Annotated in this window: 30 protein-coding genes; 18 read left to right on the top strand and 12 right to left on the bottom strand. The window is 59.8% G+C overall.

The window, feature by feature from the left end; translation table 11 throughout:
- Positions 1 to 80: 80 nt before the first annotated feature.
- From lpdA to sucC, 8 genes are all read right to left on the bottom strand, one after another.
- The gene (lpdA, locus tag DT23_RS15345) at positions 81 to 1,469 is read right to left on the bottom strand and encodes a dihydrolipoyl dehydrogenase (protein WP_038132623.1); all 1,389 of its coding nucleotides are present in this window, start codon (positions 1,467 to 1,469) and stop codon (positions 81 to 83) included.
- A gap of 49 nt (positions 1,470 to 1,518) precedes the next feature.
- Positions 1,519 to 1,914 carry an MAPEG family protein gene (locus DT23_RS15340; protein ID WP_038132622.1) on the bottom strand — a complete coding sequence of 132 codons (396 nt, stop codon included), beginning with the start codon at positions 1,912 to 1,914 and terminating at the stop codon, positions 1,519 to 1,521.
- Between the two features lie 104 nt (positions 1,915 to 2,018).
- Positions 2,019 to 3,542 carry a 2-oxoglutarate dehydrogenase complex dihydrolipoyllysine-residue succinyltransferase gene (odhB, locus tag DT23_RS15335; protein ID WP_038132620.1) on the bottom strand — a complete coding sequence of 508 codons (1,524 nt, stop codon included), beginning with the start codon at positions 3,540 to 3,542 and terminating at the stop codon, positions 2,019 to 2,021.
- Positions 3,543 to 3,545: 3 nt separating this feature from the next.
- Positions 3,546 to 6,497 (bottom strand): 2-oxoglutarate dehydrogenase E1 component, encoded by a 2,952-nt coding sequence (locus tag DT23_RS15330; RefSeq protein ID WP_038132618.1) that lies wholly within the window; start codon positions 6,495 to 6,497, stop codon positions 3,546 to 3,548.
- 26 nt (positions 6,498 to 6,523) lie between these two features.
- Positions 6,524 to 6,919: a hypothetical protein gene (locus tag DT23_RS15325; RefSeq protein ID WP_038132616.1), complete on the bottom strand. Its 396-nt coding sequence runs from the start codon at positions 6,917 to 6,919 to the stop codon at positions 6,524 to 6,526.
- Positions 6,920 to 6,971: 52 nt separating this feature from the next.
- Complete coding sequence (locus tag DT23_RS15320; protein WP_038132615.1) at positions 6,972 to 7,406, bottom strand: hypothetical protein; 435 nt, start codon at positions 7,404 to 7,406, stop codon at positions 6,972 to 6,974.
- A 55-nt stretch (positions 7,407 to 7,461) separates the two neighbouring features.
- Positions 7,462 to 8,346, bottom strand: coding sequence for a succinate--CoA ligase subunit alpha (gene sucD / locus DT23_RS15315; RefSeq protein WP_038132614.1), 885 nt, complete (start codon positions 8,344 to 8,346; stop codon positions 7,462 to 7,464).
- A gap of 4 nt (positions 8,347 to 8,350) precedes the next feature.
- Positions 8,351 to 9,544, bottom strand: a complete 1,194-nt coding sequence (sucC, locus tag DT23_RS15310; RefSeq protein WP_038132613.1) for an ADP-forming succinate--CoA ligase subunit beta — start codon at positions 9,542 to 9,544, stop codon at positions 8,351 to 8,353.
- A gap of 244 nt (positions 9,545 to 9,788) precedes the next feature.
- Between sucC and DT23_RS18715 the strand changes: the two genes are divergently transcribed.
- Complete coding sequence (locus DT23_RS18715) at positions 9,789 to 10,850, top strand: glycosyltransferase family 2 protein (protein ID WP_051697349.1); 1,062 nt, start codon at positions 9,789 to 9,791, stop codon at positions 10,848 to 10,850.
- 51 nt (positions 10,851 to 10,901) lie between these two features.
- Here DT23_RS18715 and mdh read toward each other — a convergent pair whose 3' ends face one another.
- Positions 10,902 to 11,864 (bottom strand): malate dehydrogenase, encoded by a 963-nt coding sequence (gene mdh / locus DT23_RS15300; RefSeq protein WP_038132611.1) that lies wholly within the window; start codon positions 11,862 to 11,864, stop codon positions 10,902 to 10,904.
- A 252-nt stretch (positions 11,865 to 12,116) separates the two neighbouring features.
- Here mdh and DT23_RS15295 point away from each other — a divergent pair, with 252 nt between their 5' ends.
- Complete coding sequence (locus DT23_RS15295) at positions 12,117 to 12,863, top strand: sulfite exporter TauE/SafE family protein (protein WP_038132605.1); 747 nt, start codon at positions 12,117 to 12,119, stop codon at positions 12,861 to 12,863.
- Here DT23_RS15295 and DT23_RS15290 read toward each other — a convergent pair.
- Positions 12,860 to 13,171 carry a hypothetical protein gene (locus tag DT23_RS15290; RefSeq protein WP_038132604.1) on the bottom strand — a complete coding sequence of 104 codons (312 nt, stop codon included), beginning with the start codon at positions 13,169 to 13,171 and terminating at the stop codon, positions 12,860 to 12,862. The genes DT23_RS15295 and DT23_RS15290 overlap by 4 nt on opposite strands.
- Positions 13,172 to 13,348: 177 nt before the next feature.
- Here DT23_RS15290 and DT23_RS15285 point away from each other — a divergent pair, with 177 nt between their 5' ends.
- From DT23_RS15285 to DT23_RS19620, 11 genes are all read left to right on the top strand, one after another.
- Positions 13,349 to 14,209: an HpcH/HpaI aldolase/citrate lyase family protein gene (locus DT23_RS15285; RefSeq protein ID WP_038132602.1), complete on the top strand. Its 861-nt coding sequence runs from the start codon at positions 13,349 to 13,351 to the stop codon at positions 14,207 to 14,209.
- A 12-nt stretch (positions 14,210 to 14,221) separates the two neighbouring features.
- Positions 14,222 to 14,773, top strand: a complete 552-nt coding sequence (locus DT23_RS15280; protein WP_038132600.1) for an NnrU family protein — start codon at positions 14,222 to 14,224, stop codon at positions 14,771 to 14,773.
- Between the two features lies 1 nt (position 14,774).
- Positions 14,775 to 14,978: a DUF1737 domain-containing protein gene (locus DT23_RS15275; protein ID WP_038132598.1), complete on the top strand. Its 204-nt coding sequence runs from the start codon at positions 14,775 to 14,777 to the stop codon at positions 14,976 to 14,978.
- The gene (locus DT23_RS15270; RefSeq protein ID WP_038132596.1) at positions 14,978 to 16,012 is read left to right on the top strand and encodes a MaoC family dehydratase; all 1,035 of its coding nucleotides are present in this window, start codon (positions 14,978 to 14,980) and stop codon (positions 16,010 to 16,012) included. Before DT23_RS15275 ends, DT23_RS15270 begins: the two co-directional genes overlap by 1 nt.
- A 241-nt stretch (positions 16,013 to 16,253) precedes the next feature.
- Positions 16,254 to 16,643, top strand: coding sequence for a succinate dehydrogenase, cytochrome b556 subunit (gene sdhC / locus DT23_RS15265; protein WP_038132591.1), 390 nt, complete (start codon positions 16,254 to 16,256; stop codon positions 16,641 to 16,643).
- Between the two features lie 12 nt (positions 16,644 to 16,655).
- Positions 16,656 to 17,054 (top strand): succinate dehydrogenase, hydrophobic membrane anchor protein, encoded by a 399-nt coding sequence (locus DT23_RS15260; protein ID WP_038132589.1) that lies wholly within the window; start codon positions 16,656 to 16,658, stop codon positions 17,052 to 17,054.
- 14 nt (positions 17,055 to 17,068) lie between these two features.
- Positions 17,069 to 18,874: a succinate dehydrogenase flavoprotein subunit gene (sdhA, locus tag DT23_RS15255; RefSeq protein WP_038132587.1), complete on the top strand. Its 1,806-nt coding sequence runs from the start codon at positions 17,069 to 17,071 to the stop codon at positions 18,872 to 18,874.
- Positions 18,874 to 19,197, top strand: coding sequence for a hypothetical protein (locus DT23_RS15250; protein ID WP_038132585.1), 324 nt, complete (start codon positions 18,874 to 18,876; stop codon positions 19,195 to 19,197). The genes sdhA and DT23_RS15250 overlap by 1 nt, the downstream gene beginning before the upstream one ends.
- Positions 19,198 to 19,206: 9 nt before the next feature.
- Positions 19,207 to 19,527 (top strand): hypothetical protein, encoded by a 321-nt coding sequence (locus DT23_RS15245; RefSeq protein WP_156023980.1) that lies wholly within the window; start codon positions 19,207 to 19,209, stop codon positions 19,525 to 19,527.
- A 19-nt stretch (positions 19,528 to 19,546) separates the two neighbouring features.
- Positions 19,547 to 20,323, top strand: a complete 777-nt coding sequence (locus DT23_RS15240; RefSeq protein ID WP_038132583.1) for a succinate dehydrogenase iron-sulfur subunit — start codon at positions 19,547 to 19,549, stop codon at positions 20,321 to 20,323.
- Positions 20,324 to 20,509: 186 nt separating this feature from the next.
- Positions 20,510 to 20,686 (top strand): hypothetical protein, encoded by a 177-nt coding sequence (locus DT23_RS19620; protein WP_156023979.1) that lies wholly within the window; start codon positions 20,510 to 20,512, stop codon positions 20,684 to 20,686.
- A 25-nt stretch (positions 20,687 to 20,711) separates the two neighbouring features.
- On the opposite strand, the gene DT23_RS15235 is transcribed toward DT23_RS19620, so the two are convergent.
- Positions 20,712 to 21,110 carry an ArsR/SmtB family transcription factor gene (locus DT23_RS15235; protein ID WP_240473636.1) on the bottom strand — a complete coding sequence of 133 codons (399 nt, stop codon included), beginning with the start codon at positions 21,108 to 21,110 and terminating at the stop codon, positions 20,712 to 20,714.
- A 208-nt stretch (positions 21,111 to 21,318) separates the two neighbouring features.
- Here DT23_RS15235 and DT23_RS15230 point away from each other — a divergent pair, with 208 nt between their 5' ends.
- From DT23_RS15230 to DT23_RS15210, 5 genes are all read left to right on the top strand, one after another.
- A complete protein-coding gene (locus DT23_RS15230) occupies positions 21,319 to 21,687 on the top strand; it encodes an AtpZ/AtpI family protein (RefSeq protein ID WP_038132578.1) in 369 nt (122 codons plus the stop codon).
- Positions 21,671 to 22,456 carry a F0F1 ATP synthase subunit A gene (locus tag DT23_RS15225; protein WP_038132575.1) on the top strand — a complete coding sequence of 262 codons (786 nt, stop codon included), beginning with the start codon at positions 21,671 to 21,673 and terminating at the stop codon, positions 22,454 to 22,456. Before DT23_RS15230 ends, DT23_RS15225 begins: the two co-directional genes overlap by 17 nt.
- Positions 22,457 to 22,519: 63 nt before the next feature.
- Positions 22,520 to 22,756: a F0F1 ATP synthase subunit C gene (locus DT23_RS15220; RefSeq protein ID WP_038066250.1), complete on the top strand. Its 237-nt coding sequence runs from the start codon at positions 22,520 to 22,522 to the stop codon at positions 22,754 to 22,756.
- Between the two features lie 91 nt (positions 22,757 to 22,847).
- Positions 22,848 to 23,417 carry a F0F1 ATP synthase subunit B' gene (locus tag DT23_RS15215; RefSeq protein ID WP_038132573.1) on the top strand — a complete coding sequence of 190 codons (570 nt, stop codon included), beginning with the start codon at positions 22,848 to 22,850 and terminating at the stop codon, positions 23,415 to 23,417.
- A 4-nt stretch (positions 23,418 to 23,421) separates the two neighbouring features.
- Entirely contained in the window at positions 23,422 to 23,976 is a 555-nt protein-coding gene (locus DT23_RS15210; RefSeq protein ID WP_038132571.1) for a F0F1 ATP synthase subunit B, read from the top strand.
- A gap of 73 nt (positions 23,977 to 24,049) precedes the next feature.
- Here the strand turns inward: DT23_RS15210 and DT23_RS15205 are convergent, their stop codons facing one another.
- Complete coding sequence (locus DT23_RS15205; protein ID WP_038132570.1) at positions 24,050 to 24,817, bottom strand: FadR/GntR family transcriptional regulator; 768 nt, start codon at positions 24,815 to 24,817, stop codon at positions 24,050 to 24,052.
- Positions 24,818 to 24,914 lie beyond the last annotated feature (97 nt).

Here is a 24,914-nt window from a genome sequence, read left to right as displayed (position 1 = left end):
CGAATGTGAATCAAAGCCCTGCCGGAATGTGAAAAGGGCGGCCACGGGGCCGCCCTTTGTCATTGCTGGATCGCGCTTGATCAGGCGTGGATCGCGCCGTCGCCGCAGGCCAGTGCGGCTTCGCGCACGGCTTCCGAGAAGGTCGGGTGGGCGTGGCAGGTCAGCGCCACGTCCTGCGCCGAGGCACCGAATTCCATCGCCACGCAGATCTCGTGGATCAGATCGCCAGCGCCGGGGCCGATGATGTGGCAGCCAAGGATACGGTCGGTCTCTTTGTCGGCGATCAGTTTGACGAAACCCTCGCCTTGGAACACCGCCTTGGCGCGCGCATTGCCCATGAACGAGAACTTGCCGACCTTATAGGCATGGCCCTCTTGCTTGAGCGCGTCTTCCGTCTGCCCGACCGAGGCAACCTCGGGGGTGGTGTAAACCACGCCGGGGATCACACCGTAATTCACATGGCCATGCTTGCCCGCGATGACCTCGGCGACGGCCATGCCCTCGTCTTCGGCCTTATGGGCCAGCATCGGGCCAACAATCGCATCGCCGATTGCGTAGATGCCCTTGGCGGTGGTCTGCCAATGCGCGTCGGTCTTGATCTGACCGCGCGGCAGCAGCTCGACGCTCACGCCCTCAAGGCCCAGCCCTTCGGTGAACGGCTTGCGACCAGTCGCGACCAGCACGGTTTCGGCGTCAATCGTGGCTTCGCTTTCGTCCTTGCGCAGCTGGTATTTCACCGTGGCCTTGCCGTTCTTCACATCCACACCTTGCACCGCAGCGCCAAGGACGAATTTCAGCCCCTGTTTGGTGAGGATCTTTTGGAAGGAGCGCGCGACTTCGCTATCCATGCCCGGCGTGATCGCGTCGAGATATTCCACGACCGTCACCTCGGCCCCCAGACGCGCATAGACCGAGCCCATTTCCAACCCGATCACACCCGCGCCGATCACGACCATCGATTTCGGGATCTTGCCGAGTGAAAGCGCGCCGGTCGAGGTCACGACAGTCTTCTCGTCGACCTCGATACCGGGCAGCGAGGCAGGTTCAGAGCCGGTCGCGATCACGATCGACTTGGCGTTGTGGACGTCATCGCCGACCTTGACCTTGCCCGCCTCGGGGATCGCGCCACGCCCTTTGAGCCAGTCGATCTTGTTCTTCTTGAACAGGAATTCGATGCCCTTCGTATTGCCATCGACAACGTCCTGTTTGTAGGCCTGCATCTGCTTCCAGTCGACCGAAGGCGATTTGCCTTTGAGGCCCATCTTGGCGAAGTTATGCTCGGCTTCGTGCAGCTCATGCGTGGCGTGCAGCAGCGCCTTGGAGGGGATGCAGCCGACGTTCAGGCAGGTGCCGCCCAGCGTCTCGCGGCTTTCGACCACGGCGGTTTTCAGCCCCAACTGGGCGCAGCGGATGGCGCAGACATAGCCGCCCGGGCCAGCGCCGATAACGATCACATCATAATCAGCCATTTTCTTGCTCCTTACGGTTCATTCTAAGGCGCGTTGGGCGCGCCAGTGTTCAGATCAGCGCGGCAATCGCCAGCGCCAGTGTTGCGAAAAATCCAACGCCCCAGATCATTGAGCGCCAAGGCACCAGCCCCATCACATAGGCCGGGATATACAGCAGGCGGGCGATCAGAAAGATCACCGCAAACGTCGCGGTGACGCCCGTCGATTGCCCGGTAAGACCGACCATCAGCGCGACGGGCGCGAATAGGATCAGGCTTTCAAAAGAGTTGTTCACCGAGCGCTGCATCCGCGCACAGGCGGGCGAAAGCGGCTTGGGCGGCGCGCCATCGCGCGGCGACATCGGGTAGTCCGGTCCCAGCTCGCGATTGGCCTTCACCGAATAGGCGGCCATCAGGCTCATATGCAGCAGAACCGTGAGTGCGAGGGTGGTGAGTTCGGGGGTCATGGGTAGCTCCCGGTTGAGAGGACGGACCGGGGGGCTGCCTGCCCCCCGGACCCCCCGGGGATATTTCGATCAAGAGGAAGGGCAGAGGGCGCCTTCCAGAGGGATCACAGATCCATCAACAACCGGCGCGGGTCTTCGAGCGCCTCTTTCACCCGCACGAGGAAGGTCACGGCGCCTTTGCCGTCGACGATGCGGTGATCGTAGCTAAGCGCCAGATACATCATCGGGCGGATCACGATTTCACCGTTCACGACCATCGGGCGTTCCTGGATTTTGTGCATCCCGAGGATACCCGATTGCGGCGGGTTGAGGATCGGCGAGGACATCAGAGAGCCATAGACGCCGCCGTTCGAGATGGTGAACGAGCCGCCCTGCATGTCGGCCATCGAGAGTTTTCCGTCACGCGCACGGGTGCCCATTTCGGCGATGGTTTTCTCGATCGAGGCAAAGCCCATCTGATCGGCATCGCGCACCACCGGCACCACGAGACCCGAGGGCGTGCCCACGGCCACGCCCATATGGACGTAGTTCTTGTAGACGATCTCGTTGCCGTCAAGCTCGGCATTGACCTCGGGGACTTCTTTTAGCGCGTGGCAGCAGGCTTTGACGAAGAAGGACATGAAGCCCAGTTTCACGCCGTGCTTTTTGGCGAACAGGTCTTTGTATTCGTTGCGCAGGCCCATGACGCCCGACATGTCCACCTCGTTATAGGTGGTCAGCATGGCGGCGGTGTTCTGGCTGTCTTTCAGGCGCTTGGCGATAGTGGCGCGCAGGCGGGTCATCTTCACCCGTTCTTCGCGTGCGCCGTCATCGGCATTGACCGGGCCGCGCGGTGCGGATGCGGGGGCGGGGGCGACCGAAACAGAGGCGGCCTTGGGCGCGCTCGCTGCTTTGGTCACGTCTTCTTTCATGATCCGGCCATCTTTGCCCGAGCCTTGAACCGAGGACGGGTCGATATTCTTTTCCGCCATCAGTTTCTTGGCCGAGGGCGCGTCTTCGACGTCCTTGCCACCTTTGGCGGGGGCCTCGGATTTGCTCTCGTCCGCCTTGGGCGCGCTGTCGGCGGAACCGGCACCTTCGCCCTCGGCGATCACGGCCAACTTGGCCGAGGCATCGACGGTCGCGCCTTCTTCGGCGACGATTTCTTTCAACACGCCAGCCGCAGGAGCGGGCACTTCGACCGAAACCTTGTCGGTTTCCAGCTCGCAGAGCATTTCATCGGCCGCGACCACATCGCCAACCTTTTTGAACCATGTCGAGACTGTCGCCTCGGTGACCGATTCACCAAGGCTGGGCACCATTACATCGACCATTTTTCCCTCATTCGATTGGGCTGCAGCGGGCTTCTCCGCCGGTTTCTCTTGTTGTTTCGGAGCGGCGGTGCCAGCCCCGGCGGCTTCGATTGTAGCAAGCAGAGCGTCGACGCCAACGGTTTCCCCCTCGGCGGCAACGATCTCGCCCAAAGTGCCAGCGGCGGGCGCGGGCACTTCGACGGTTACCTTGTCGGTTTCCAATTCGCACAGCATTTCGTCGGCAGCGACCGGATCGCCGGGCTTCTTGAACCAGGTGGCGACGGTGGCTTCGGTGACGCTTTCACCAAGCGTGGGGACGCGGACTTCAGTGGACATTGATCAACCCTCCAATGCATCGTTGACGAGCGCTTCTTGCTCGGCTTTGTGGCGGCTTGCCAGACCCGTTGCGGGCGAGGCCGAAGCCCCACGACCGGCATAGCGCGCACGGGCATGTTTGGCGTCGACCTTCGCAAGAACCCATTCGATATAGGGCTCCACAAAGCTCCACGCGCCTTGGTTTTTCGGCTCTTCCTGACACCAGACGATCTGGGCGTTCTTGAACCGGGTGAGTTCCTTGGTCATGGCCTGCGCGGGGAACGGGTAGAACTGTTCGAGACGCAGCAGATAGACATCGTCCAACCCGCGCTCATCACGCTGAGCGAGCAGATCGTAATAGACCTTGCCCGAGCAAATCACGACGCGTTTGATCTTGTCGTCGGATTTCAGCTTGAGATCCGAGTTGCCCATTTCGGCATCATCCCACAGCACGCGGTGGAACGTAGAGCCGGTGGTGAATTCATCGGCTTTAGAGACGCATTTCGGGTGACGCAGCAGCGATTTCGGCGTCATCAGGATCAGCGGCTTGCGGAAGTCGCGATGGATCTGGCGGCGCAGAATGTGGAAGTAGTTCGCAGGCGTCGAGCAATTCGCCACGATCCAGTTATCTTCCGCCGAGTTTTGCAGATAGCGCTCAAGACGGGCCGAGCTGTGTTCGGGGCCTTGCCCCTCAAAGCCATGCGGCAGCAGGCAGACGAGACCCGACATGCGCAGCCATTTGCGCTCGCCCGAGTTGATGAACTGATCGAACATGATCTGCGCACCGTTGGCGAAATCGCCGAACTGGGCTTCCCACAGGGTCAGCGTGTTCGGTTCTGCCAGCGAGTAGCCATATTCGAAACCCAGCACCGCATATTCCGAAAGCATCGAGTCGATAACTTCGAACCGGGCTTGGCCCTCGCGGATGTGGTTAAGCGGGTAGTAGCGGTCTTCATCGGTCTGGCTGACAAAGGCCGAATGGCGCTGCGAGAAGGTGCCGCGCGTGGCGTCCTGCCCTGACAGGCGCACCGGCCATCCTTCGGTGACAAGCGAGCCGAAGGCCAGGGCTTCGGCCGTGGCCCAGTCAAAGCCCGTGCCCGTTTCAAACATCTGCTTTTTATTCTCAAGCAGTCGCGTGACGGTCTTGTGCAGCGCGAACCCGTCGGGCGGCGACACCAGAGCCTTGCCAACTTCGGCGAAGGTATCGGGCGACACTGCGGTTGAGCCGGGCTCATATTCCGCCTTTTCCTGCTCAAAACCGGACCAGCGACCATCCAACCAGTCAGCCTTGTTGGGTTTGAACACCTTGCCCGCCTCGAACTCTTCGTTGAGATGGGATTGGAACGCGGCTTTCATATCCTCGATCTCGCCTTCGGGCATCAGCCCGTCTGCGATCAGACGTTCGGTGTAAAGCTGCAAGGTGGTCTTGTGGGTCTTGATCGCCTTGTACATCACCGGATTGGTGAACATCGGCTCGTCGCCTTCGTTGTGACCAAAGCGGCGATAGCAGAAGATGTCGATCACGACGTCTTTGTGGAACTTCTGGCGGAACTCGATGGCTACGCGTGCGGCGTGCACCACGGCCTCGGGGTCATCGCCGTTGACGTGGAAGATCGGCGCTTCGACCATCAGCGCAAGATCGGTCGGATAGGGCGAGCTGCGCGAGAAGTGCGGCGCGGTGGTGAAACCGATCTGGTTGTTCACGACAAGGTGGATCGTGCCGCCCGTGCGGTGACCGCGAATGCCCGAAAGCTGGAAACATTCCGCAACCACGCCCTGACCGGCAAACGCCGCATCGCCATGCAGCAGGATCGACATCACTTTGGAGCGGTCGGCCTGATCGTTGAGCTGGTCCTGTTTGGCGCGAACCTTGCCAAGCGCGACGGGGTTCACCGCCTCAAGGTGGCTGGGGTTGGCGGTCAGTGACAGGTGAACTTTGTTGCCGTCAAACTCGCGATCCGCCGACGCACCGAGGTGATATTTCACATCGCCCGAGCCATCGACGTCCTCGGGTTTGAACGAGCCGCCTTGGAATTCATGGAAGATCGCGCGGAACGGTTTGCTCAGCACATTGGCCAGAACCGAGAGGCGGCCCCGGTGGGGCATGCCGATCACGACTTCTTCAAGGCCCAGCTGACCACCGCGCTTGATGATCTGCTCCATCGCGGGGATCAGCGCCTCGCCACCATCAAGGCCGAAACGCTTGGTGCCCATGTATTTGACGTGCAGGAATTTCTCGAAACCCTCGGCCTCGACCAGTTTATTCAGGATCGCGCGGCGTCCGGTTTTGGTAAAGCTGATCTCTTTGCCGTAGCCTTCGATCCGCTCTTTCAGCCAGGACGATTGCTCGGGGTCAGAAATATGCATGTATTGCAGCGCGAAGGTGCCGCAATAGGTGCGTTTCACCAGATCCATGATCTGACGCATCGAGGCGACTTCCAGCCCCAGCACGTTGTCGATGAAGATCGGGCGATCCATATCGGCATCGGTGAAGCCGTAGCTTTTCGGGTCTAGTTCGGGATGAGGCACATCTTCGCGCATGCCCAGCGGATCAAGGTCGGCAGCCAGATGCCCCCGGATCCGGTAGGCGCGGATGATCATCAGTGCGCGGATCGAATCCAGCACTGCGCGTTTGATCGCGCCCTCATCAACGGCGACACCGGCGGCGGCGGCTTTTTTCGAAATCTTCTCGGCAACGGCCTTGCCTTCGGTCGCGGGCCATTCGCCGGTCAGTGCGGCTGTCAAATCGTCCGCCGCGACTGGTGGCCAATCGCTGCGCTCCCAGCTTGCACCGGCGGCGGATTTCTTGACGTCCGGCTCGGGATCACCCAGCGAGGCAAAAAACGCAGCCCATGCCGTGTCTACCGAAGACGGATCCTCGGCGAAGCGCGCGTAAAGTTGCTCGACATATTCCGCATTGGCACCTTGCAGGAATTGCGAGGCGTTGAACTGATCATTGGGGGATTGTTCGGTCATTTTGTAACCTCGAAGGGTAAGTTAATTCAGCGGCACTCAGCGAGTGTCGAATTGCCGACATGCCGTGTGGAAACGAGTATCTTGCCGACAGAGCGGCATTTTTCGGCGCTGATGCGCTCGCGTTCATTTAGCGTCAGGGGGCGGTCTGTGATCATTGCGCTTTGGCCCGTGGCCGGGATGACCGCAGCGGCCCGCACCCGTGCGGGCGCGTTGATCGGATTGGTATCGGTGGCGGCAGTCGAGGGGCGCGTGACGTCATAGCCCGGCTGGGTCGCGTAGGGGCTTACATAGCCCTCCGACGAGACATCTGCAGGCGCAGTATAGGCATCAAACGCGCGGTCGGGATGATCGGGAGCGGTGCAACCCGCCAGTACAGAGGCCGCCGAAACCGCAAAGACGGGCAGGAAATACGAGTGCGTCATGCAAATGCTCCTTGAGAGGTCGCCGCGCGGCCGAGGGTAGGGGAAACAAAATTCATGTCAGACACTCGACTACCAGCACTTTGACCCCGGGCGTATTATCCTTAGGGTTAGTGATATAGGAGCTTTTTACGAGCGCGCCACGTGCCGTGCACATTCGCACAGGCGCTTGGGCGATCAATTGCGGGTTTGCGGCCACCGCGTCGAACCAGACGTAACTGCGCGGTGTGCCAATTTGAACACCCGCGACCGCGTCGCCATTGATACCGGTAAGGGACTCATACATCGCATGCGATTGGTCATCGACGGGAACCGCCGGACCAAGCGGATGATTTGAGCTGCTGACATGCGCCGGGGCAAGCTCGGCACCGGGGCCAACAGCCCCGGGTCCGACTGAGGGCTCGCCTTGCGTCACGCATCCCGCAAGCAGCGCGCAAATCACCAGCCCTGCAAAAGGGTGGCCTGCGCGCGTGGCGGTATGCAGTGGCATCGGGTCGCCCTCCGTTTTGCCGCGCCGCGCCCCGAAAGGCGCGGCGCGAATGGCCTTAGCCTTTGATCGCTTTCATCACGGCTTCGCCCAGCGTTGCGGGGCTGTCAGCGACCACGATACCGGCCGATTTCATGGCTTCGATCTTGGATTCAGCGTCGCCTTTGCCGCCCGCGACGATTGCACCGGCATGGCCCATGCGACGTCCGGGAGGGGCCGTGCGACCCGCGATAAAGCCCGCGGTGGGTTTCCAGCGGCCTTTTTTGCGCTCTGCGGCCAGGAATTCGGCGGCTTCTTCTTCAGCCGAACCACCGATCTCACCGATCATGATCATCGAAGTGGTTTCGGGATCATCAAGGAACATGTTGAGCACGTCGATATGCTCGGTCCCTTTGATCGGATCGCCGCCGATGCCCACGGCAGTGGACTGGCCCAGACCCATATCGGTGGTCTGTTTGACCGCCTCATAGGTCAGCGTGCCCGAGCGCGACACAACACCGACCGAGCCACGCTTGTGGATGTGGCCGGGCATGATGCCGATTTTGCAGGCGTCGGGCGTGATGACACCGGGGCAGTTCGGGCCGATCAGGCGTGATTTGGAATCGATCAGCGCGCGCTTGACCTTCATCATGTCCAGAACCGGGATACCCTCGGTGATGCACACGATCAGCTCCATCTCGGCGTCGATTGCCTCAAGAATGGAATCGGCTGCGAAGGGCGGCGGCACGTAGATCACGGTCGCGTTCGCTTCGGTCTTGGCTTTCGCCTCATGGACCGAGTTGAAGACGGGCAGGTCAAGGTGGGTTTGCCCCCCTTTGCCCGGCGTCACGCCGCCGACCATTTTCGTGCCGTAAGCAATCGCCTGTTCCGAGTGGAACGTGCCTTGGCTGCCGGTGAACCCCTGACAGATGACTTTGGTGTTTTCGTTAACGAGGATTGCCATAAAATTAGCCTTTCACCGCTTTGACGATTTTCTCGGCGCCATCCGACAGGTTGTCGGCTGCGATCACGTTCAGGCCGGAATTCTTGATGATTTCCTTGCCTTTTTCGACATTCGTACCTTCAAGGCGCACGACGAGCGGCACTTGCAACCCGACCTCTTTCACCGCAGCGATCACGCCCTCGGCGATGATGTCGCAGCGCATGATGCCGCCAAAGATGTTGACGAGAATGCCTTTGACGTTCTTGTCCGAGGTGATGATCTTGAACGCTTCGGTCACTTTCTCTTTCGTCGCGCCGCCGCCCACATCAAGGAAGTTGGCCGGCTCTGCGCCGTAGAGTTTGATGATGTCCATCGTGGCCATCGCCAGACCTGCACCGTTCACCATGCAGCCGATTTCACCATCAAGCGCGATGTAGTTCAGGTCATATTTCGACGCTTCGAGCTCTTTGGAATCTTCTTCGCTTTCGTCGCGCAGATTGGCGACGTCGGGCTGGCGATACATCGCGTTGCCGTCAAAGCCGACTTTCGCGTCAAGAACTTTGAGATTGCCGTCGGTCATCACGATCAGCGGGTTGATCTCAAGCTGCTCCATGTCCTTCTCAAGGAAGGCTTTATAGAGATTGCCAAGCAGCGCGACCATCTGTTTGACCTGCGCACCTTCAAGACCCAGCGAGAAGGCAACGCGGCGACCGTGGAACGCTTGATAGCCAGTCGCCGGATCGATCGAGAAGCTCAGGATCTTTTCGGGGGTGGAGGCTGCGACTTCTTCGATGTCCATGCCGCCTTCGGTCGAGCACACGATCGACACGCGCGAGGACACGCGATCAACGAGCAGCGCGAGGTAGAGTTCGCGGGTGATGTCCGAACCGTCTTCGATATAGATGCGGTTGACCTGCTTGCCTGCCGGTCCGGTCTGGTGCGTGACCAGCGTTTTGCCAAGCATCTGCTTGGCGAGCGTTTCGGCCTCTTCGACCGATTTCGCAAGGCGCACGCCGCCTTTTTCGCCCGCTTCGGGCTCTTTGAAGTGGCCTTTGCCGCGTCCGCCGGCGTGGATCTGGGCCTTCACGACCCAAAGCGGGCCGTCAAGCTCGCCTGCTGCGGTTTTGGCGTCTTCGGCCCGAAGCACAACGCGCCCGTCAGAGACCGGTGCGCCATAGCTCTTGAGAAGCTGTTTGGCCTGATACTCGTGGATGTTCATCCTCAGATACCCCATGCTGGTTGCTGGTGCGATTGGCAGGGGTTCTAGGGTGTTTATGCGCTGCGACAAACCGAAATCGCGCGGTTTGGTCACCTCATGGGCGAAAATCCGACATTTGTGATCACGCGCTATCTGGGTGTGATCACAAATGCATATTTTCAGCCTGTGACCCGCTTGCACTGGCGCGACTCGTCAAAATCGAGTCACCTGCGCGCGCATTAACCGAACGGAGTATGACAGCCGTATGACACAAGACACGCAAATGCCCAGTTGGGGTGTGGTTTCGACTGTAGATGAACCCGCCCCCCTTGTTGCGGCCTTCGTCGCGCATCATCTGGCTGCGGGCGCGCGTGAAGTGCATGTCTTTTGCGACCGTCCCAATCCCGAAGCCGAGGCGCTATTGGCCGATGTTGACGGGGCGCATGTCCATCAAAGCGGTGAGGATGGTTGGGAACGCGGCTGGCGCAAGAAACGCCCCGCGCGCCATCAGGGCCGTCAGAAATATAATGCGACGCGCATTTTGAACGAGACCAAGCTGGATTGGCTCGTGCATTGTGATGCCGATGAATATGTCCGCGTTGAGCGCCCCTTGGAGTGGGAGCTGGAAAAGACCGGCCCGCAAAAGGCGTGGATTCGCTTTGAGGTGGATGAGCGCTGCTATCTGGACGCGGCGCCGGGTGCGACGATTTTCGAGGGCGCGTTCCGGCGCAAATGGGACGGGTTCGAAAAAGAGGGTCTGCTGTTTTACGGCACGCGAAAGCGGTTTTTGAACCGCGGTGTGGGGGGGCATATCGCGGGCAAGCCGATTGTGCGCTCGGGGCATGGCTATGCGATTGGTGTGCATTTCCCGCTGTCGCATTGGGATAGCAAGGTCAACGATCTGCCCTATCGTCCCAGTTATAACGCCCGCCTGCTGCATTTCGACGGGCTGACGCCGCTGCATTACATCCTCAAAATGCTGCGCCGCGCCACGACCAAGGTAAAGGGCGAACCGGTGCCTTATGTCGGGCCACGCACGGCGCAGTTTTCCGCGGCGGCGGATTTCGCCGATGATCCTGAAGGGCTGCGCGATCTGTGGTGGCAGGTGCAGGGACTGCGCGATTATGAGGCGGCAGAGCTAGAGGAACACGGCCTGCTCACGCGCCCCGATGTGCCAATCGTGGGGGAGGTCAACGCGCTGTTTGGCGACAAGGTCGATCTGAGCCCGGCCGCGTTTGATCGCGCCTTGATCATGCATGAGGCTGATCTGATCGGGCGTTTGGACGAGACGTTCGGCTTTGATCCCACACCCTTGATGAGCGCATGAAAAAGGGCGCGCCAAGCGGCACGCCCCGAATGCTTTAAGCAGTAAGATCAATCAGACCAGTGAGCCGTCGATCGCCTTGCAGGCGTCAACAAGGCCCTTCACGGCGTCGACCGATTTATCAAACATCACTTGCTCGTCTTTGTTGAGCTTGATGTCGATGACCTTCTCGATGCCACCGGCACCGATCACGGTCGGAACGCCGACATACATGCCGTCCAGTCCAAGCGCGCCTTTCACGTAAGCCGCACAGGGCAGAACGCGCTTTTGGTCTTTGAGATAGGCTTCTGCCATCTCGATGGCCGAGGTGGCGGGTGCATAGAAGGCCGAGCCGGTTTTCAGCAGGCCGACGATTTCAGCACCACCGTCACGGGTGCGCTGGATGATCGCGTCGAGCTTTTCTTGCGTGGTCCAGCCCATGCTGATCAGGTCGGGCAGCGGGATGCCACCAACGGTCGAGTAGCGTGCCAACGGCACCATCGTATCGCCATGCCCGCCCAGAACGAAAGCGGTGACGTCGCGCATCGAGACGCCGAACTCAAGGCTCAGGAAGTGACGGAAACGCGCCGAGTCGAGCACGCCAGCCATGCCGACGACTTTCTCTTTCGGCAGGCCCGAGAACTGTTGCAGCGCCCAGACCATCGCATCCAGCGGGTTGGTGATGCAGATCACGAATGCGTTGGGTGCGTGCGCCCCGATGCCTTCGCCGACCGATTTCATCACCTTGAGGTTGATGCCCAGCAGATCGTCGCGGCTCATGCCCGGCTTGCGCGGCACGCCAGCGGTCACGATGCACACATCTGCGCCTGCGATATCGGCGTAATCGGTGGTGCCTTTGAGCGAAGCGTCAAAGCCCTCGGCGGGACCGGATTCCGCGATGTCGAGCGCTTTGCCCTGCGGCGTGCCTTCGGCGATGTCGAACAGAACAACGTCACCGAGTTCCTTGATGGCGGCGAGATGGGCGAGCGTGCCGCCGATCTGGCCTGCGCCGATAAGCGCGATTTTGGGTCTGGCCATTTGGTCCTCCGAGTGGATGGAATGGAAAAATCTGACGCCGTTCACCTAGCCCTTTGGTCGCCCGAGAGCAAGGGTGCTGCGCTGCGGCGCAGCAGCGGGGCGAGAAGTGTATGCAATCGTATGCCACATTTCTGGGTGCGAGAGGCATGTGCAAGCGCCGTGCATTGTGCGCGGTTCCCAATCGCGCAGGGGCATGGCATTCAAGACCAACGCGGCACCGCGCGGCGATTCTTTTCAGGGTTTTGAGGGCTTATGCTAGAGTTGGGCACATTGGGATGGGCGCTTGCGTTGCTCGCAGCGGTGATGGTCGGGCTATCAAAGGGCGGCATCCCGATGGCGGCCTCGATCTCGGTGCCGGTGCTGGCGGTGGTGATGAACCCGGTCGAGGCGGCTGGCCTGCTGCTGCCGGTCTACATCATCGCGGATATGTTCGGCCTGTGGGCCTATCGCAAGGAATTCGACAAGCGCGTTTTGCTAATCATGATTCCCGCCACGACGATTGGCATCGGCATCGGTTGGGCGACTGCCGAGATCGTGCCCGAACGCTATGTGACACTGTTGGTGGGCGTTATCGGCGTGGTGTTTTCCCTGAACGCGCTGCTGCGTCACAGGATGGGCGCGCGGCAAGAGGCCAAGGTCGCGCCGGGTCTATTCTGGGGCACCATCGCGGGGTTCACCAGCTTTGTCAGCCATTCCGGCGCGCCGCCGTTTCAGACCTATACGATCCCGCTAAATCTTCCAAAGCAGGTGTTTGCAGGCACGGCGACAGTGCTGTTTTCCTATGTGAACTTGGCCAAGCTTGGCCCTTATATCGCGCTGGGCGAGGTGAACTGGCACAGCCTTGGCACGGCGCTGATCTTGGCGATTCCGGCCTCGGCCTCGGTATTTCTGGGGGTGTGGTTGGTGAAACGGATGCCAACGGCGGTTTTCTATAAGATCGTGATCTGGGCGCTTTTGCTGATCTCTCTTAAGCTTGTGCAGCAATCTCTATTCGCTTAAGTCGGCGCGCCCATTGCGGGCAGGCTATCGCGCACCGTTTCAAATGCCTCGCCCGAGGCGATCAGACAGCTTAGCCCCGACGCCTCGGTCACGAGAATCGTCCAGCTGCCCGACTCTGCGGCGAACACCTCTAGCACAGAATTATTCGCCGCCAGTGCCACCGCGCGGCGCGTTTCAAAATACCGGGTGTGCAATTGCGCGACCAGATCGTCGCGCGCGGCACAGGTTGCCTCTTGGGCGAAACTGCGCCCGCCAAGCAAAATCAGCGCGACAAAGCCGAAGGACAGGGCGATCATCTTGTAAAGCATGGCGCGAACCTTTTAGGACAACGTGCCCCAGCCTGCCGTTAAAGATGAGAAAATAAGGTTAACCGAGCGCGCACGGGCCTGTAACGCAGCGAATTTCTGCGATGCGGCAAATCTAGCCTTGCCGATTCTGTCTGAAATGTGCGATCTGGCGAAAGAAAATTGCGAGAGGAGAATCAAATGGCCCACCCGACCCGTTCCGTCCTTTATATCCCCGGCTCGAAAGAGCGTGCGCTGGAAAAGGCCACGGGGCTGGCCTGCGATGCGATCATCTTTGATCTCGAAGATGCGGTGGCGATTGATGAGAAAGCCAATGCGCGCGCGCTTTTGGCGAAAACGCTCAGCGAGGCCGACTACGGGGCGCGGCTGAAAATCGTGCGCGTGAACGGGTTGGATAGCGCATGGGGGCGCGAGGATGTGCTGGCCTTCGCTGATGCGATCCGCGCCGGTGCCAAGGTCGATGCGATCCTGATCCCCAAGGTCTCGACGCCTGCCGATTTGGATGCGGTGGCCGATCTGATTCAAGGTGTGCCGCTTTGGGCGATGATGGAGACGGCGCAGGGCATGCTGAACGCAGGCGCCATTGCCGCGCATCCGCGTCTTGAGGGCATGGTGATGGGCACCAATGATCTGGCCAAAGAGCTGGGCAGCCGTTTCCGTGCGGATCGTCTGCCAATGCAAGCCGGTCTGGGCCTGTGCCTGCTGGCGGCAAAGGCGCATGGCAAGATCATCGTTGATGGCGTCTACAACGCGTTCAAGGATGATGAGGGCCTCAAGGTTGAATGTGATCAGGGTCGCGACATGGGGTTCGATGGCAAAACGCTGATCCATCCGGCGCAATTGGCGGTCTGTAATGCCGCCTTCGCACCTTCTGACAACGAAATCGACCTTGCGCAGCGCCAGATCGCCGCGTTCGAGGCCGCCGAGGCCGCAGGGCAGGGCGTGGCCGTTGTGGATGGTAAGATCGTCGAAAATCTGCATATCGTGACCGCGCGGCAGGTCTTGGCGAAAGCGCAGGCGATTGCCGCGCTAGGCAGCTAAAGGGCTAACCAAATGGCATTACTGATTCTCGGCGTCCTTATTTGGTCGCTTGCACATCTCGCGAAACGGTTGTTTCCGGGGTTCCGGCGCGCGATGAAAGGGGCCGAGCGCCCGATGGTGACGGCGCTGGTGCTGCTGAGCCTTGTGCTGATGTTCATTGGCTGGCGCGGCAGCGATCCGGTGTTTTATCTCTGGACGCCGAACGCCGCGCTTAAAGGCATCAACAATCTGCTGATGATCTTCGCGGTGTATCTGTTCGCGGTCTCGGGGATGAAGCTGTGGCTGAGCGGTAAGATTCGCCATCCGCAGCTGACGGGTGTGAAAACCTGGGCGCTGGCGCATTTGCTGGTCAATCCAACGCTGCCGGGGATCATCCTGTTTGGCGGGTTGCTGGCTTGGGCGGTGCTTGAGGTGATCTTGATCAACAAGCAAAGCAAGCCGGCCAAGCCCCATCCGCAGGTCAATATCGGTAAAGAGATCGGCGGGATCGTCGGGACGCTGGTGCTGTATGGCGTGATCGCATGGATCCACATCTGGTTCGGTCACAACCCGTTCGGGGCCTGATATGAAGATCTACCGCCTGCTCACCGAAGACGACACCTCGGCCTTTTGCCACAAGATCTCGCTGGCGCTGTCCAAGGGCTGGGAGATCTACGGCGACCCGCAATATGCCTTTGATGGTGCGCGCGGCGTGATGCGGTGTGCGCAGGCGGTGACAAAGGAAATCGACGGGGACTATCACCCCGACATGAAGCTGGGAGAGCAATGATGGGCAAGACCAATCCGGGCCGTTTCTTTGAGGATTACGCGGTTGGCGATGTGATCCGTCATGCCGTGCCGCGCACCGTCGCTGAGGGTGAGCGCGCATTGTATCACGCGCTTTATCCGGCGCGGCATGCGCTGTATTCCAGTGACGAATTCGCCGCCAATTGCGGGCTGGAGGGCGCGCCGCTTGATGATCTGATCGCCTTTCATGTGGTGTTTGGCAAAACGGTGCCGGATGTCTCGCTGAATGCGGTGGCGAATTTGGGCTACGCGCAGGGGCGCTGGCTAAAGCCGGTCTATCCTGGCGATACGCTGCGATCAGAGTCGCAGGTGATTGGCGTCAAGCAGAATTCGAATGGCAAATCGGGCGTTGTCTATGTGCGCACGCGCGGGTTCAACCAGGTTGATGAGATCGTGCTGGACTATGTGCGCTGGGTGATGGTGCGCAAACGCGATTTTGATGCGCCCGCACCCGAAACGGTGATCCCCGATCTTGCGCCGGTTGTGGCGGCTACCGATCTGGTGATCCCCGAGGGGCTGACGTTCGACGATTACGATTTTGGTCTTGCTGGCGAGCCCCACCGCTTGGGCGATTACGAGATCGGCGAAAAGATCGACCATGTGGATGGTGTGACGATCGAAGAAGCCGAGCACATGATCGCCACGCGGCTGTGGCAGAACACCGCCAAGGTGCATTTCGACGCGACTTTCCGCGAGGATGGCCAGCGGCTGATCTATGGCGGGCATGTCATCAGCATGGCGCGCGCGCTGTCCTTCAACGGTCTGGCGAATGCGCAGATGATCGTGGCGCTGAACGGTGGTGCGCATGCCAATCCATGCTTCGCGGGCGATACCGTGAAAGCGTGGTCCGAGGTGCTTGATAAGGTCGAAACCGGCGTGCCGGGCGTGGGGGCGATCCGGTTGCGGTTGGTGGCCACCAAACAAGGCGCGGCGGAGTTTGCCTATAAAGGCGAGGACGGGAAATACGCCCCCGAAGTGCTGCTTGATCTCGACTATTGGGCGTTGATGCCGATCTGAGTTAGGGCGCGACGCGACTCGCAACGCCTTGTGCGTTGCGAGCGGTAACATGTGATCACGCTCTGAAAATTTGTGATCACAAAGCGAATTTTTCACACCTGTTTGATACGTTTCCGCTGTTTTTACGTCTCTGCCCTCGTGACTCCCGCGAAAATTGCGCTAAACCAGAAAGAATTCCGGCCAGCCTCGCCGCACGGGTGTTATCGTGCGTGGCGCGTGGCACAGCACGAAGGGACCGAACATGGCTGAAGCGAAACCGGTTGAACGCCCGCTTTCCCCCCATCTCCAAATCTATCGCCCGCAAATGACGTCGATGTCCTCGATCCTGACGCGGATCACGGGCAACGGGATCATCGTCGGGGTTCTCTTGCTAGTGTGGTGGCTGCTCGCAGCCGTGACCAGCCCGGACTATTTTGACTTCGTGAACGCTATCGCGACCTCGTGGTTCGGCGATCTGGTGTTTACGCTGTCGCTGCTGGGCGTGTGGTATCACTACCTTGCGGGCATCCGGCATCTGATCTGGGACAGCGCCAAGATGATGGACATCAAGACCGCCGAGATGCTTGGCTGGATCTGTGTCATCGGTTCGGTCGTGCTGACCGCGCTCACCCTTATCATCATTCATCTATAACGGAGGCTCGAGATGCGTTACCTAACTGACCGCAAACGCGCCGTTGGCAAAGGCGCTTCGGGCACCGGCACCGAGCATCACTGGTGGATGTCGGCCTCTGCCGTGGCGCTGGCCTTCATGATCCCGACCTGGCTGTATATCGTGGGCACGACCCTTGGGATGCCCCAGCAAGCGGTGATCGCCACCTTCGCACAACCCTTCCCGGCTATCCTGACCGCTCTGGTCGTGATCGTCGGTATGCGCCACTTCGCTAAGGGCACCGAAATCTGGATCGAAGATTATGCGCGCGGCACCACGGCCAAGGCGCTCAAGATCGCAATGCATTCGCTGGCCTATATCATCATGGCGACGGTGCTTTATGCCCTCGGCAAGATGGTCTTTATCGGCCTTCTTCTGGGCGCGAACGGATAAGTCAGGACGAGACAATGGCAGCTTACGAATACGAAACGCATAACTACGACGTGGTTGTGGTGGGTGCTGGCGGCTCTGGCCTGCGCGCAACCCTTGGCATGGCCGAACAGGGCCTGCGCACCGCCTGCGTGACCAAGGTGTTCCCGACCCGCTCGCATACCGTGGCCGCGCAAGGGGGCATCGCCGCCTCTCTGGGCAATATGGGCCCCGATAGCTGGCAGTGGCACATGTATGACACGATCAAGGGCTCTGACTGGCTGGGCGATAGCGACGCGATGGAATATCTCGCGCGTGAGGCTCCGAAGGCCGTCTACGAGCTTGAGCATTATGGCGTGCCGTTCTCGCGCACCGAAGAGGGCAAGATTTATCAGCGCCCGTTTGGCGGCCACACCACCGAATACGGTGAAGGCCCGCCCGTGCAGCGCACCTGTGCCGCCGCTGACCGCACCGGCCACGCGATCTTGCACACGCTTTACGGCCAGTCGCTCAAGCATAATGCCGAATTCTACATCGAGTATTTCGCGATTGACCTGATCATGTCCGATGACGGGCAATGTCAGGGTGTCGTCTGCTGGAAGCTCGACGATGGCACGATGCATGTTTTCAACGCCAAGATGGTCGTTCTGGCAACGGGCGGCTACGGTCGCGCGTTCTTCTCGGCCACCTCGGCGCATACCTGCACCGGCGATGGCGGTGGCATGGTGGCGCGAGCAGGTCTGGCGTTGCAGGATATGGAATTCGTGCAATTCCACCCGACCGGCATCTACGGTTCGGGTTGTCTGATCACCGAGGGCGCGCGCGGCGAGGGGGGCTATCTGACCAACTCCGAAGGCGAGCGCTTTATGGAGCGGTATGCGCCGACCTACAAAGACCTTGCTTCGCGAGACGTAGTGTCGCGCTGTATGACGCTGGAAATCCGCGAAGGGCGCGGCGTGGGCGAGCACAAGGATCACATCTTCCTCAACCTCAGCCACCTGCCACCCGAAGCGCTGCACGAACGCCTTCCCGGCATTTCGGAAAGCGCCAAGATTTTCGCAGGCGTCGACGTGACCAAAGAGCCGATCCCGGTTCTGCCGACCGTGCACTACAACATGGGCGGTATCCCGACGAACTATCATGGCGAGGTGATCAATCCCGCCGCCGATAACCCCGATGCGATTGTTCCCGGCTTGATGGCTGTGGGCGAGGCAGGCTCTGCCTCGGTGCATGGGGCGAACCGTTTGGGTTCTAACTCGCTGATCGACCTTGTGGTGTTTGGCCGCGCGGCTGCAATCCGCGCCGGTCAGGTCGTTGATCCCGAGGCCGAAAACCGCCCGATCCCGAAAGCCAAGATCGACGCGGTGTTCGAGCGCTTTGACAAGGTCCGCTACGCCGATGGCGGCACCCCGACTGCCGAGCTGCGCCTTGAGATGCAAAAGACGATGCAATCCGATGCAGCCGTTTTCCGCACCGACAAAACGCTTGCCGAAGGCGTCGAAAAGATGGTCGCTGTTGCGGCCAAGCTGGACGACATCAAGGTTACCGACCGCTCGCTGGTGTGGAACTCGGATCTGATGGAAACGCTTGAGCTGGAAAACCTGATGCCCAACGCTTTGGCGACTATTGTCGGGGCCGAGGCGCGCAAGGAATCCCGTGGTGCACATGCCCATGAGGACTATCCTGATCGCGACGATAAGGAATGGCGCAAGCACTCGATCATGCATGTGGAGGGCAACAAGGTCGATCTGACCTTCCGTCCGGTGCATATCGATCCGCTGACGCCTGAAGATCAGGGTGGCATCGAGCTCAAGAAGATCGCGCCCAAAAAGCGGGTCTATTAATGCGCGCGCTTGTGTCCATCGTGGCTTTGACCGGGCTTTGTGCCTGCCAGATGAGCGCACCGCTTCAGCAATCTGCTGAAGAGGCCGCGCGCGGGCAGGCCAAGACGGTGGTCAACACGGTTGTCGAAAGCAAAATGCCGGGGCTGAATGCTGCCCCGGTGACCGATTGCATTATCGACAATGCCTCGATGAACGAGGTCTTCACGATCGCCAAGGCTGCGGTGACGGGAATTGACGACAGCACGGTGTCGACCGTGATGGATATCGCCAAACGCCCCGATACCGTGACCTGCATCGCCAAGAACAAGCTTGGGCTGAACTAGGAGATGCGCATGGGATGGACAGCTCAGCAGACCAGATCGGCGACCCCTTTGGGGCGCGCGATGGCTGTGCTGGCCTTGCCCTTGGCCATGTCGGCTTGTGCGCCTGTCTCGGTCGAAACGGCAGAACGCCAGTGCTACCCCCAATATGCCCGCAAAGCGCCGATCAGCGGCGAGGGGCGCATAGGGGCCACCACTGACGGTGCCTACACGCAGATGAAGCTCAATCTCAATCTGGGCACGGCGGATCAGGGCGATGCCTCGGCCCATTATGACGCCTGTGTCTATCGTAAATCCGGTCGTATGCCCACGCGACCGCTCTATTCGTATTGACGGAATAAGGGGGACCGAAATGGTTCAGTTCACGCTTCCGAAGAATTCCAAAATCCGCGTTGGCAAGACTTGGCCAAAGCCGGATGGCAAGAATATCCGAAAGTTCCAGATTTATCGCTGGGATCCGGACACCGGGGAAAACCCGCGTCTGGATACCTATTTTCTGGACATGGACAAATGCGGTCCGATGGTTCTCGACGCGCTGATCAAGATCAAAAACGAGATCGACCCGACGCTGACCTTCCGTCGCTCGTGCCGCGAGGGGATTTGCGGATCTTGCGCGATGAATATCGGCGGCATCAACACGCTGGCCTGTATTTACGGGCTGGATGAGGTGAAGGGCGATGTCAAAATCTACCCGCTGCCGCATATGCCGGTGGTCAAGGATCTGATCCCCGATCTGACGCATTTCTATGCCCAGCATGCCTCGATCATGCCGTGGCTGGAAACCAAGACCAACCGTCCTGAAAAGGAATGGCGCCAGTCGATCGAAGACCGCAAAAAGCTGGACGGTCTGTATGAATGCGTGATGTGCGCGTCGTGTTCGACCTCGTGCCCGAGCTATTGGTGGAATGGCGATAAATACCTCGGCCCGGCGGCGTTGCTGCACGCTTATCGCTGGATTATCGATTCGCGCGATGAGGCTACCGCCGAGCGTTTGGATCAGCTTGAAGACCCCTTTAAACTGTATCGCTGCCACACCATCATGAACTGCACCAAGACCTGCCCGAAGGGTCTGAACCCGGCGAAATCCATTGCCGAGATCAAAAAGATGATGGTCAGCCGCACGGTTTGATCGCTACCCGATATAGGGGGCTGGCATCTACTGGCCCCAAAGACTGGCTAAGGGGCGGCGAAAGCTGCCCTTTTTGCTGCGTTGCAGCAAGTGCATAGCGCAGTTGCAGCATTGGGCACTGTGCAACGCTGAAAACTCCCTTAAGTTATTGCGCAGGGAGGAACTCGAGCAAAAAAGAGAGTTCCCATGACGAGCATCGTAAACTTCCCTAAGGGCAAGCAAGTTACGACCGAGGCCGACGAGCATTTGGCCTATTACACGCCCGAAACCCGCAGTCAGTCCACTAAACCCGCACCCGCCGCACGCGTTGCGACCGGGCTAGAGGCGCTGGACCTGATGTATGAGTATTACAACGCCGCATGAGCGGCCTGGCAATCGCCCGCGTTTTCTATCGTGGCGAACCTGACCCCGGCATCGCGTCCGGGGTCTCTTTTTGCGCGCTGTTCTCTGGGTTTAGCTCGGTTTCCAAGAACCGCTCAAACGCGTCGAAATCGAGCGGCTCGAACTGCCCGAAGCCTTGAATCCAGGTGATCGCCTCTTGCATCGACAGCGGTTCCAGCTTGCACCATTTCACGCGCCCGCGCTTTTCCTGCGAGATCAGCCCGGCCTCGGCCAGAATACCCAGATGCTTGGAAATCGCCGCCAGCGACATCGCGAAGGGCTCGGCGACATCGGTGACCGCCATGTCATCTTCAAGCAGCATCGTCAGGATCGCCCGCCGCGTCGGGTCCGACAGGGCGGCGAAAATCGCGTCGAGTGAGGGGCGGGCAGGGGGTATCATAGCCATCTGATGGCGCGCGGCGCGTAAAACGTCAACCGATTGGTTGAATATGTTCCCGCTCGCGTTTGCGTGAAGATTGCCGCCGGGGAAATTCGCGGGATTTTGAAAAACACATAAAAATCAATTGTCTATGTGCGCGACATGCGGGTTTTAACGCGATTGACTCAGGCGCGGGTGGCGGCTATCAAACTTGCAAGTTTAGCGGGGTCACTCCATGTCCGATCTCCCCCCAGACGAGCCAGATCCCAAGCGCCTTGCTGCGCTCGAGAAAAAGCTTGCTGCGGTGAGAAAGGCGCAAGAGCCGCCTCCGCGAAGGGTCGATCATCACCTCAGTCAGGCCAATATGGCGTGGCGTATGGTGGTCGAAATGGTTTCGGGGCTGGGTATCGGCTTCGGCATCGGATTGGGGCTGGATGCGCTGTTTGGCACGATGCCGATATTCATGGTGCTGTTTACGATGCTGGGTTTCGCGGCGGGCGTGAAGGTAATGTTACGCTCTGCCAAAGAGATGAACGAAGACCGTGCTGCCGAGCAGGCTGAGACGCTATCGGTTGCTGATGAAGAGGATGACAGACGTGACTGATGTGCCGCAGGATGTCCGCAATGAGTTGGTGTTTCACCCGATGGACCAGTTCATCGTCAGGCCGCTCTTTGGGGATGGCCCCGTGCATTGGTATACGCTCACCAACGTGACGCTCTGGCTTGCAATCTGCGTTGCGGCGATCTTCTTCATGATGGTGATCGGCACGCGTGGTCGCGCTGTGATCCCGAGCCGCGCGCAGTCGATTGCGGAACTCGCTTATGGCTTCATCCATAAAATGGTCGAAGATGTTGCGGGCAAGGACGGGCTCAAGTTCTTCCCCTATATCTTCACGCTGTTCCTGTTCATCGTATTCTCGAACTTCCTTGGCCTGTTGCCGCGCGCCTTCACCACGACCTCGCATATCGCCGTGACCGGCTTTCTGGCGATGCTGGTATTCGTGACGGTCACCGTCGTTGGCTTTGTCAAACATGGTGCGGGCTTTCTGGGGCTGTTCTGGGTGGCTTCGGCGCCGCTGGCGCTGCGTCCGATCCTTGCGGTGATCGAAGTGATTTCCTACTTCGTGCGCCCGGTTAGCCATTCAATTCGTCTTGCAGGCAACATGATGGCGGGACACGCCGTGATGAAAGTGTTTGCTGCCTTCGCGCCGCTGATCCTGTTCTCGGGTGTCGGCATCGCGGTGACCCCGCTGTCAATCGTCGCGATTGCTGCGATGTACGGGCTTGAAGTTCTCGTGGCCTTTATCCAGGCCTATGTCTTTACGATCCTCACCTGCGTCTATCTGAAAGACGCGCTTCACCCGGCACACTGACGGGATAACGGATCACACGGTTCACAACTAATCTGCCAATTCCAACCTCAAGGAGTGACGAACATGGAAGGCGATATCGTACAAATGGGTGCTTACATCGGCGCTGGTCTGGCATGCATGGGCATGGGCGGCTCGGCTATCGGTGTGGGTAATGTTGCAGGTAACTTCCTGTCGGGCGCGTTGCGCAACCCTTCGGCCGCTGCCGGCCAAACCGCGACGCTGTTCATCGGCATCGCATTCGCAGAAGCACTGGGGATCTTCTCGTTCCTCGTCGCTCTGCTGCTGATGTTCGCCGTCTAATCCGGCACTCTTTTCCTTGAGGCGGGTGGGCCCATCCGGGGCCCATCCCGTGACCTTTCAGGGAAACCGTGTAGCAGGGTCGAGGGACGACATGGCAAGCGAAACGCACGACATGGCGAGCGCAGCCGCAAGCGGGCTGCCGGGCGCCGAGCATATGCATACCGCCGATGCTGGTGGCATGCCGCAGCTTGACTTCGGGAGCTTCCCGAACCAGATTTTCTGGCTTCTGGTCGCCCTTGCGGTGATCTACTGGTTGCTGTCGCGCATTGCGCTGCCCCGCATTGCGGGCGTGCTGGGCGATCGTCAAGGCACGATTGCTGGCGACATTGCCGCTGCTGAAGATTTCAAGCGCAAAGCCGAAGAGGCTGAGGCCGCCTATGAAAAGGCACTGGCCGAGGCACGCGCGAATGCGCAAAAGATTGCTGGCGAGACCAAGGCCGAGATCCAGAAAGATCTCGACGCGGCCATCGTCAAGGCCGATGCCGAGATTGCCGCACGCTCTGCGGATTCTGAAAAGCGCATCACCGAAATTCGCGACGGTGCGCTGGCCGCGATTGACGAGGTCGCCAAGGATACCGCTGGCGAGATCGTCGCGGCTTTGGGTGGCAAGGCAGATAAGGGCGCTGTGAATGGCGCTGTCGATGCGCGGTTGAAAGGGTAAGAAGATGAAAAAACTCTCACTTCTGTTCCTGATTGCTGCGCAGCCCGCCTTTGCGGCGACAGGTCCGTTCTTCTCGCTCTGGAATACCAACTTCATCGTGATGTTGGCTTTCCTGCTGTTCGTCGGGCTTGTGCTTTATGCAAAAGTTCCGGGGACGCTGGGCAAGATGCTCGACAAGCGTTCGGGCAATATCCGCTCCGATCTTGATGAGGCCCGCCGCCTGCGCGAAGAGGCGCAATCGGTTCTGGCCAGCTACGAGCGCAAAGCGCGTGAAGTCCAAGGTCAGGCTGATCAGATCATCGCAGCCGCCAAGCGCGATGCCGAGGCGATGGCCGAGAAAGCCCGCGAGGATCTGCAAGTTTCGATCGCGCGTCGTTTGAAAGCCGCCGAAGAGCAGATCGCATCTGCCGAGGCGCAGGCCGTGCGCGACGTCAAACACCGTGCCGTTTCCGTGGCTGTGGCCGCTGCAGGCGATGTGCTTGCCAAGCAGTTCACCGCCAAGGATCGCGCCGCATTGATCGACGCATCACTGGGCGAAGTGGCAAGCCGCTTTAACTAAGCCTTTCAGGCCGTTGACATAGATAGAACCCCGGTCCGAAAGGCCGGGGTTTTTCATGCTGTATCGGGGGGCATTAGTGTTCGCCGCTATGGGAAAGCCGCAGGCGCGCGGTCGCTTCGTTGCGCTCGGCGCGGCGCATCGCGGTCATCTCGTGATCGACGAAATCCATATGGCTCGCAATTGCGGCGCGCGCGGCTATCGGATCGCGTAGTTGCAACGCCTCATTCATCGCGCGGTGCTGTTCCAGCAACTGCCCGCGCGTCGCGCGATTGCGAAACATGATCGCGCGGTTGAAGAACACGCCTTCGGCGAGCAATTCGAACATCGCGCGCATCATGTGGATCATGATGACGTTGTGACTGGCCTCGATAATCGCCATGTGAAATTTCGCATCAAGCTGCGCTTCCTCAGAGGGGTTGCGCTTGGCATGGGCGGCTTCCATCTGGCCAAACAGCGTGTTGATGACCTTCAGATCGGTATCCGAGCCACAGATCGCCGCCCGCTCTGCGGCCAGCCCCTCAAGGTCGCGGCGAAAGGAAATATAGTCGAATAGCGCCTGTTCGTTGCTTGAAAAGAGCCGGATCAAAGCGGGCGAAAAGGCTGAACCCAGAACGTCAGCGACGAAGATGCCCGAGCCAGCCTTGGTGCACAAAAGCCCTGCATTCTGCAACTCGGCGATGGCCTCTCGCAGGCTGGGGCGCGAGACGCCAAGGCGCTCGGATAGTTCTCGCTCGGAGGGCAGGCGCTCACCGGGGCGCAAAATCCCCTGCAAGATCAGATCTTCGATTTGACGCACAACGGCGCTCGCAAGCTTTTCGGATTCGATCTTTTGAAACGGCATGGCTCCTCCCGACTGGTCAAGATATATGACCGCGCCTCGGGCCAGACAATGTAAAAAGGCCGGGTCTCCCCGGCCTTATCAAACGCTTGTGCCGTGA

This window comes from Thioclava indica, assembly GCF_000714545.1.
GTDB classification, from domain to species: Bacteria; Pseudomonadota; Alphaproteobacteria; order Rhodobacterales; family Rhodobacteraceae; genus Thioclava; species Thioclava indica.
This window is presented reverse-complemented; position numbering and strand designations above follow the sequence as displayed.

Bases quoted from the DNA above. Each gene is read 5' to 3' on its own strand.
- lpdA (WP_038132623.1), bottom strand. From the start codon at position 1,469: ATGGCTGATTATGATGTGATCGTTATCGGCGCTGGCCCGGGCGGCTAT.
- DT23_RS15340 (WP_038132622.1), bottom strand. From the start codon at position 1,914: ATGACCCCCGAACTCACCACCCTCGCACTCACGGTTCTGCTGCATATG.
- odhB (WP_038132620.1), bottom strand. From the start codon at position 3,542: ATGTCCACTGAAGTCCGCGTCCCCACGCTTGGTGAAAGCGTCACCGAA.
- DT23_RS15330 (WP_038132618.1), bottom strand. From the start codon at position 6,497: ATGACCGAACAATCCCCCAATGATCAGTTCAACGCCTCGCAATTCCTG.
- DT23_RS15325 (WP_038132616.1), bottom strand. From the start codon at position 6,919: ATGACGCACTCGTATTTCCTGCCCGTCTTTGCGGTTTCGGCGGCCTCT.
- DT23_RS15320 (WP_038132615.1), bottom strand. From the start codon at position 7,406: ATGCCACTGCATACCGCCACGCGCGCAGGCCACCCTTTTGCAGGGCTG.
- sucD (WP_038132614.1), bottom strand. From the start codon at position 8,346: ATGGCAATCCTCGTTAACGAAAACACCAAAGTCATCTGTCAGGGGTTC.
- sucC (WP_038132613.1), bottom strand. From the start codon at position 9,544: ATGAACATCCACGAGTATCAGGCCAAACAGCTTCTCAAGAGCTATGGC.
- DT23_RS18715 (WP_051697349.1), top strand. From the start codon at position 9,789: ATGACACAAGACACGCAAATGCCCAGTTGGGGTGTGGTTTCGACTGTA.
- mdh (WP_038132611.1), bottom strand. From the start codon at position 11,864: ATGGCCAGACCCAAAATCGCGCTTATCGGCGCAGGCCAGATCGGCGGC.
- DT23_RS15295 (WP_038132605.1), top strand. From the start codon at position 12,117: ATGCTAGAGTTGGGCACATTGGGATGGGCGCTTGCGTTGCTCGCAGCG.
- DT23_RS15290 (WP_038132604.1), bottom strand. From the start codon at position 13,171: ATGCTTTACAAGATGATCGCCCTGTCCTTCGGCTTTGTCGCGCTGATT.
- DT23_RS15285 (WP_038132602.1), top strand. From the start codon at position 13,349: ATGGCCCACCCGACCCGTTCCGTCCTTTATATCCCCGGCTCGAAAGAG.
- DT23_RS15280 (WP_038132600.1), top strand. From the start codon at position 14,222: ATGGCATTACTGATTCTCGGCGTCCTTATTTGGTCGCTTGCACATCTC.
- DT23_RS15275 (WP_038132598.1), top strand. From the start codon at position 14,775: ATGAAGATCTACCGCCTGCTCACCGAAGACGACACCTCGGCCTTTTGC.
- DT23_RS15270 (WP_038132596.1), top strand. From the start codon at position 14,978: ATGGGCAAGACCAATCCGGGCCGTTTCTTTGAGGATTACGCGGTTGGC.
- sdhC (WP_038132591.1), top strand. From the start codon at position 16,254: ATGGCTGAAGCGAAACCGGTTGAACGCCCGCTTTCCCCCCATCTCCAA.
- DT23_RS15260 (WP_038132589.1), top strand. From the start codon at position 16,656: ATGCGTTACCTAACTGACCGCAAACGCGCCGTTGGCAAAGGCGCTTCG.
- sdhA (WP_038132587.1), top strand. From the start codon at position 17,069: ATGGCAGCTTACGAATACGAAACGCATAACTACGACGTGGTTGTGGTG.
- DT23_RS15250 (WP_038132585.1), top strand. From the start codon at position 18,874: ATGCGCGCGCTTGTGTCCATCGTGGCTTTGACCGGGCTTTGTGCCTGC.
- DT23_RS15245 (WP_156023980.1), top strand. From the start codon at position 19,207: ATGGGATGGACAGCTCAGCAGACCAGATCGGCGACCCCTTTGGGGCGC.
- DT23_RS15240 (WP_038132583.1), top strand. From the start codon at position 19,547: ATGGTTCAGTTCACGCTTCCGAAGAATTCCAAAATCCGCGTTGGCAAG.
- DT23_RS19620 (WP_156023979.1), top strand. From the start codon at position 20,510: ATGACGAGCATCGTAAACTTCCCTAAGGGCAAGCAAGTTACGACCGAG.
- DT23_RS15235 (WP_240473636.1), bottom strand. From the start codon at position 21,110: ATGGCTATGATACCCCCTGCCCGCCCCTCACTCGACGCGATTTTCGCC.
- DT23_RS15230 (WP_038132578.1), top strand. From the start codon at position 21,319: ATGTCCGATCTCCCCCCAGACGAGCCAGATCCCAAGCGCCTTGCTGCG.
- DT23_RS15225 (WP_038132575.1), top strand. From the start codon at position 21,671: ATGACAGACGTGACTGATGTGCCGCAGGATGTCCGCAATGAGTTGGTG.
- DT23_RS15220 (WP_038066250.1), top strand. From the start codon at position 22,520: ATGGAAGGCGATATCGTACAAATGGGTGCTTACATCGGCGCTGGTCTG.
- DT23_RS15215 (WP_038132573.1), top strand. From the start codon at position 22,848: ATGGCAAGCGAAACGCACGACATGGCGAGCGCAGCCGCAAGCGGGCTG.
- DT23_RS15210 (WP_038132571.1), top strand. From the start codon at position 23,422: ATGAAAAAACTCTCACTTCTGTTCCTGATTGCTGCGCAGCCCGCCTTT.
- DT23_RS15205 (WP_038132570.1), bottom strand. From the start codon at position 24,817: ATGCCGTTTCAAAAGATCGAATCCGAAAAGCTTGCGAGCGCCGTTGTG.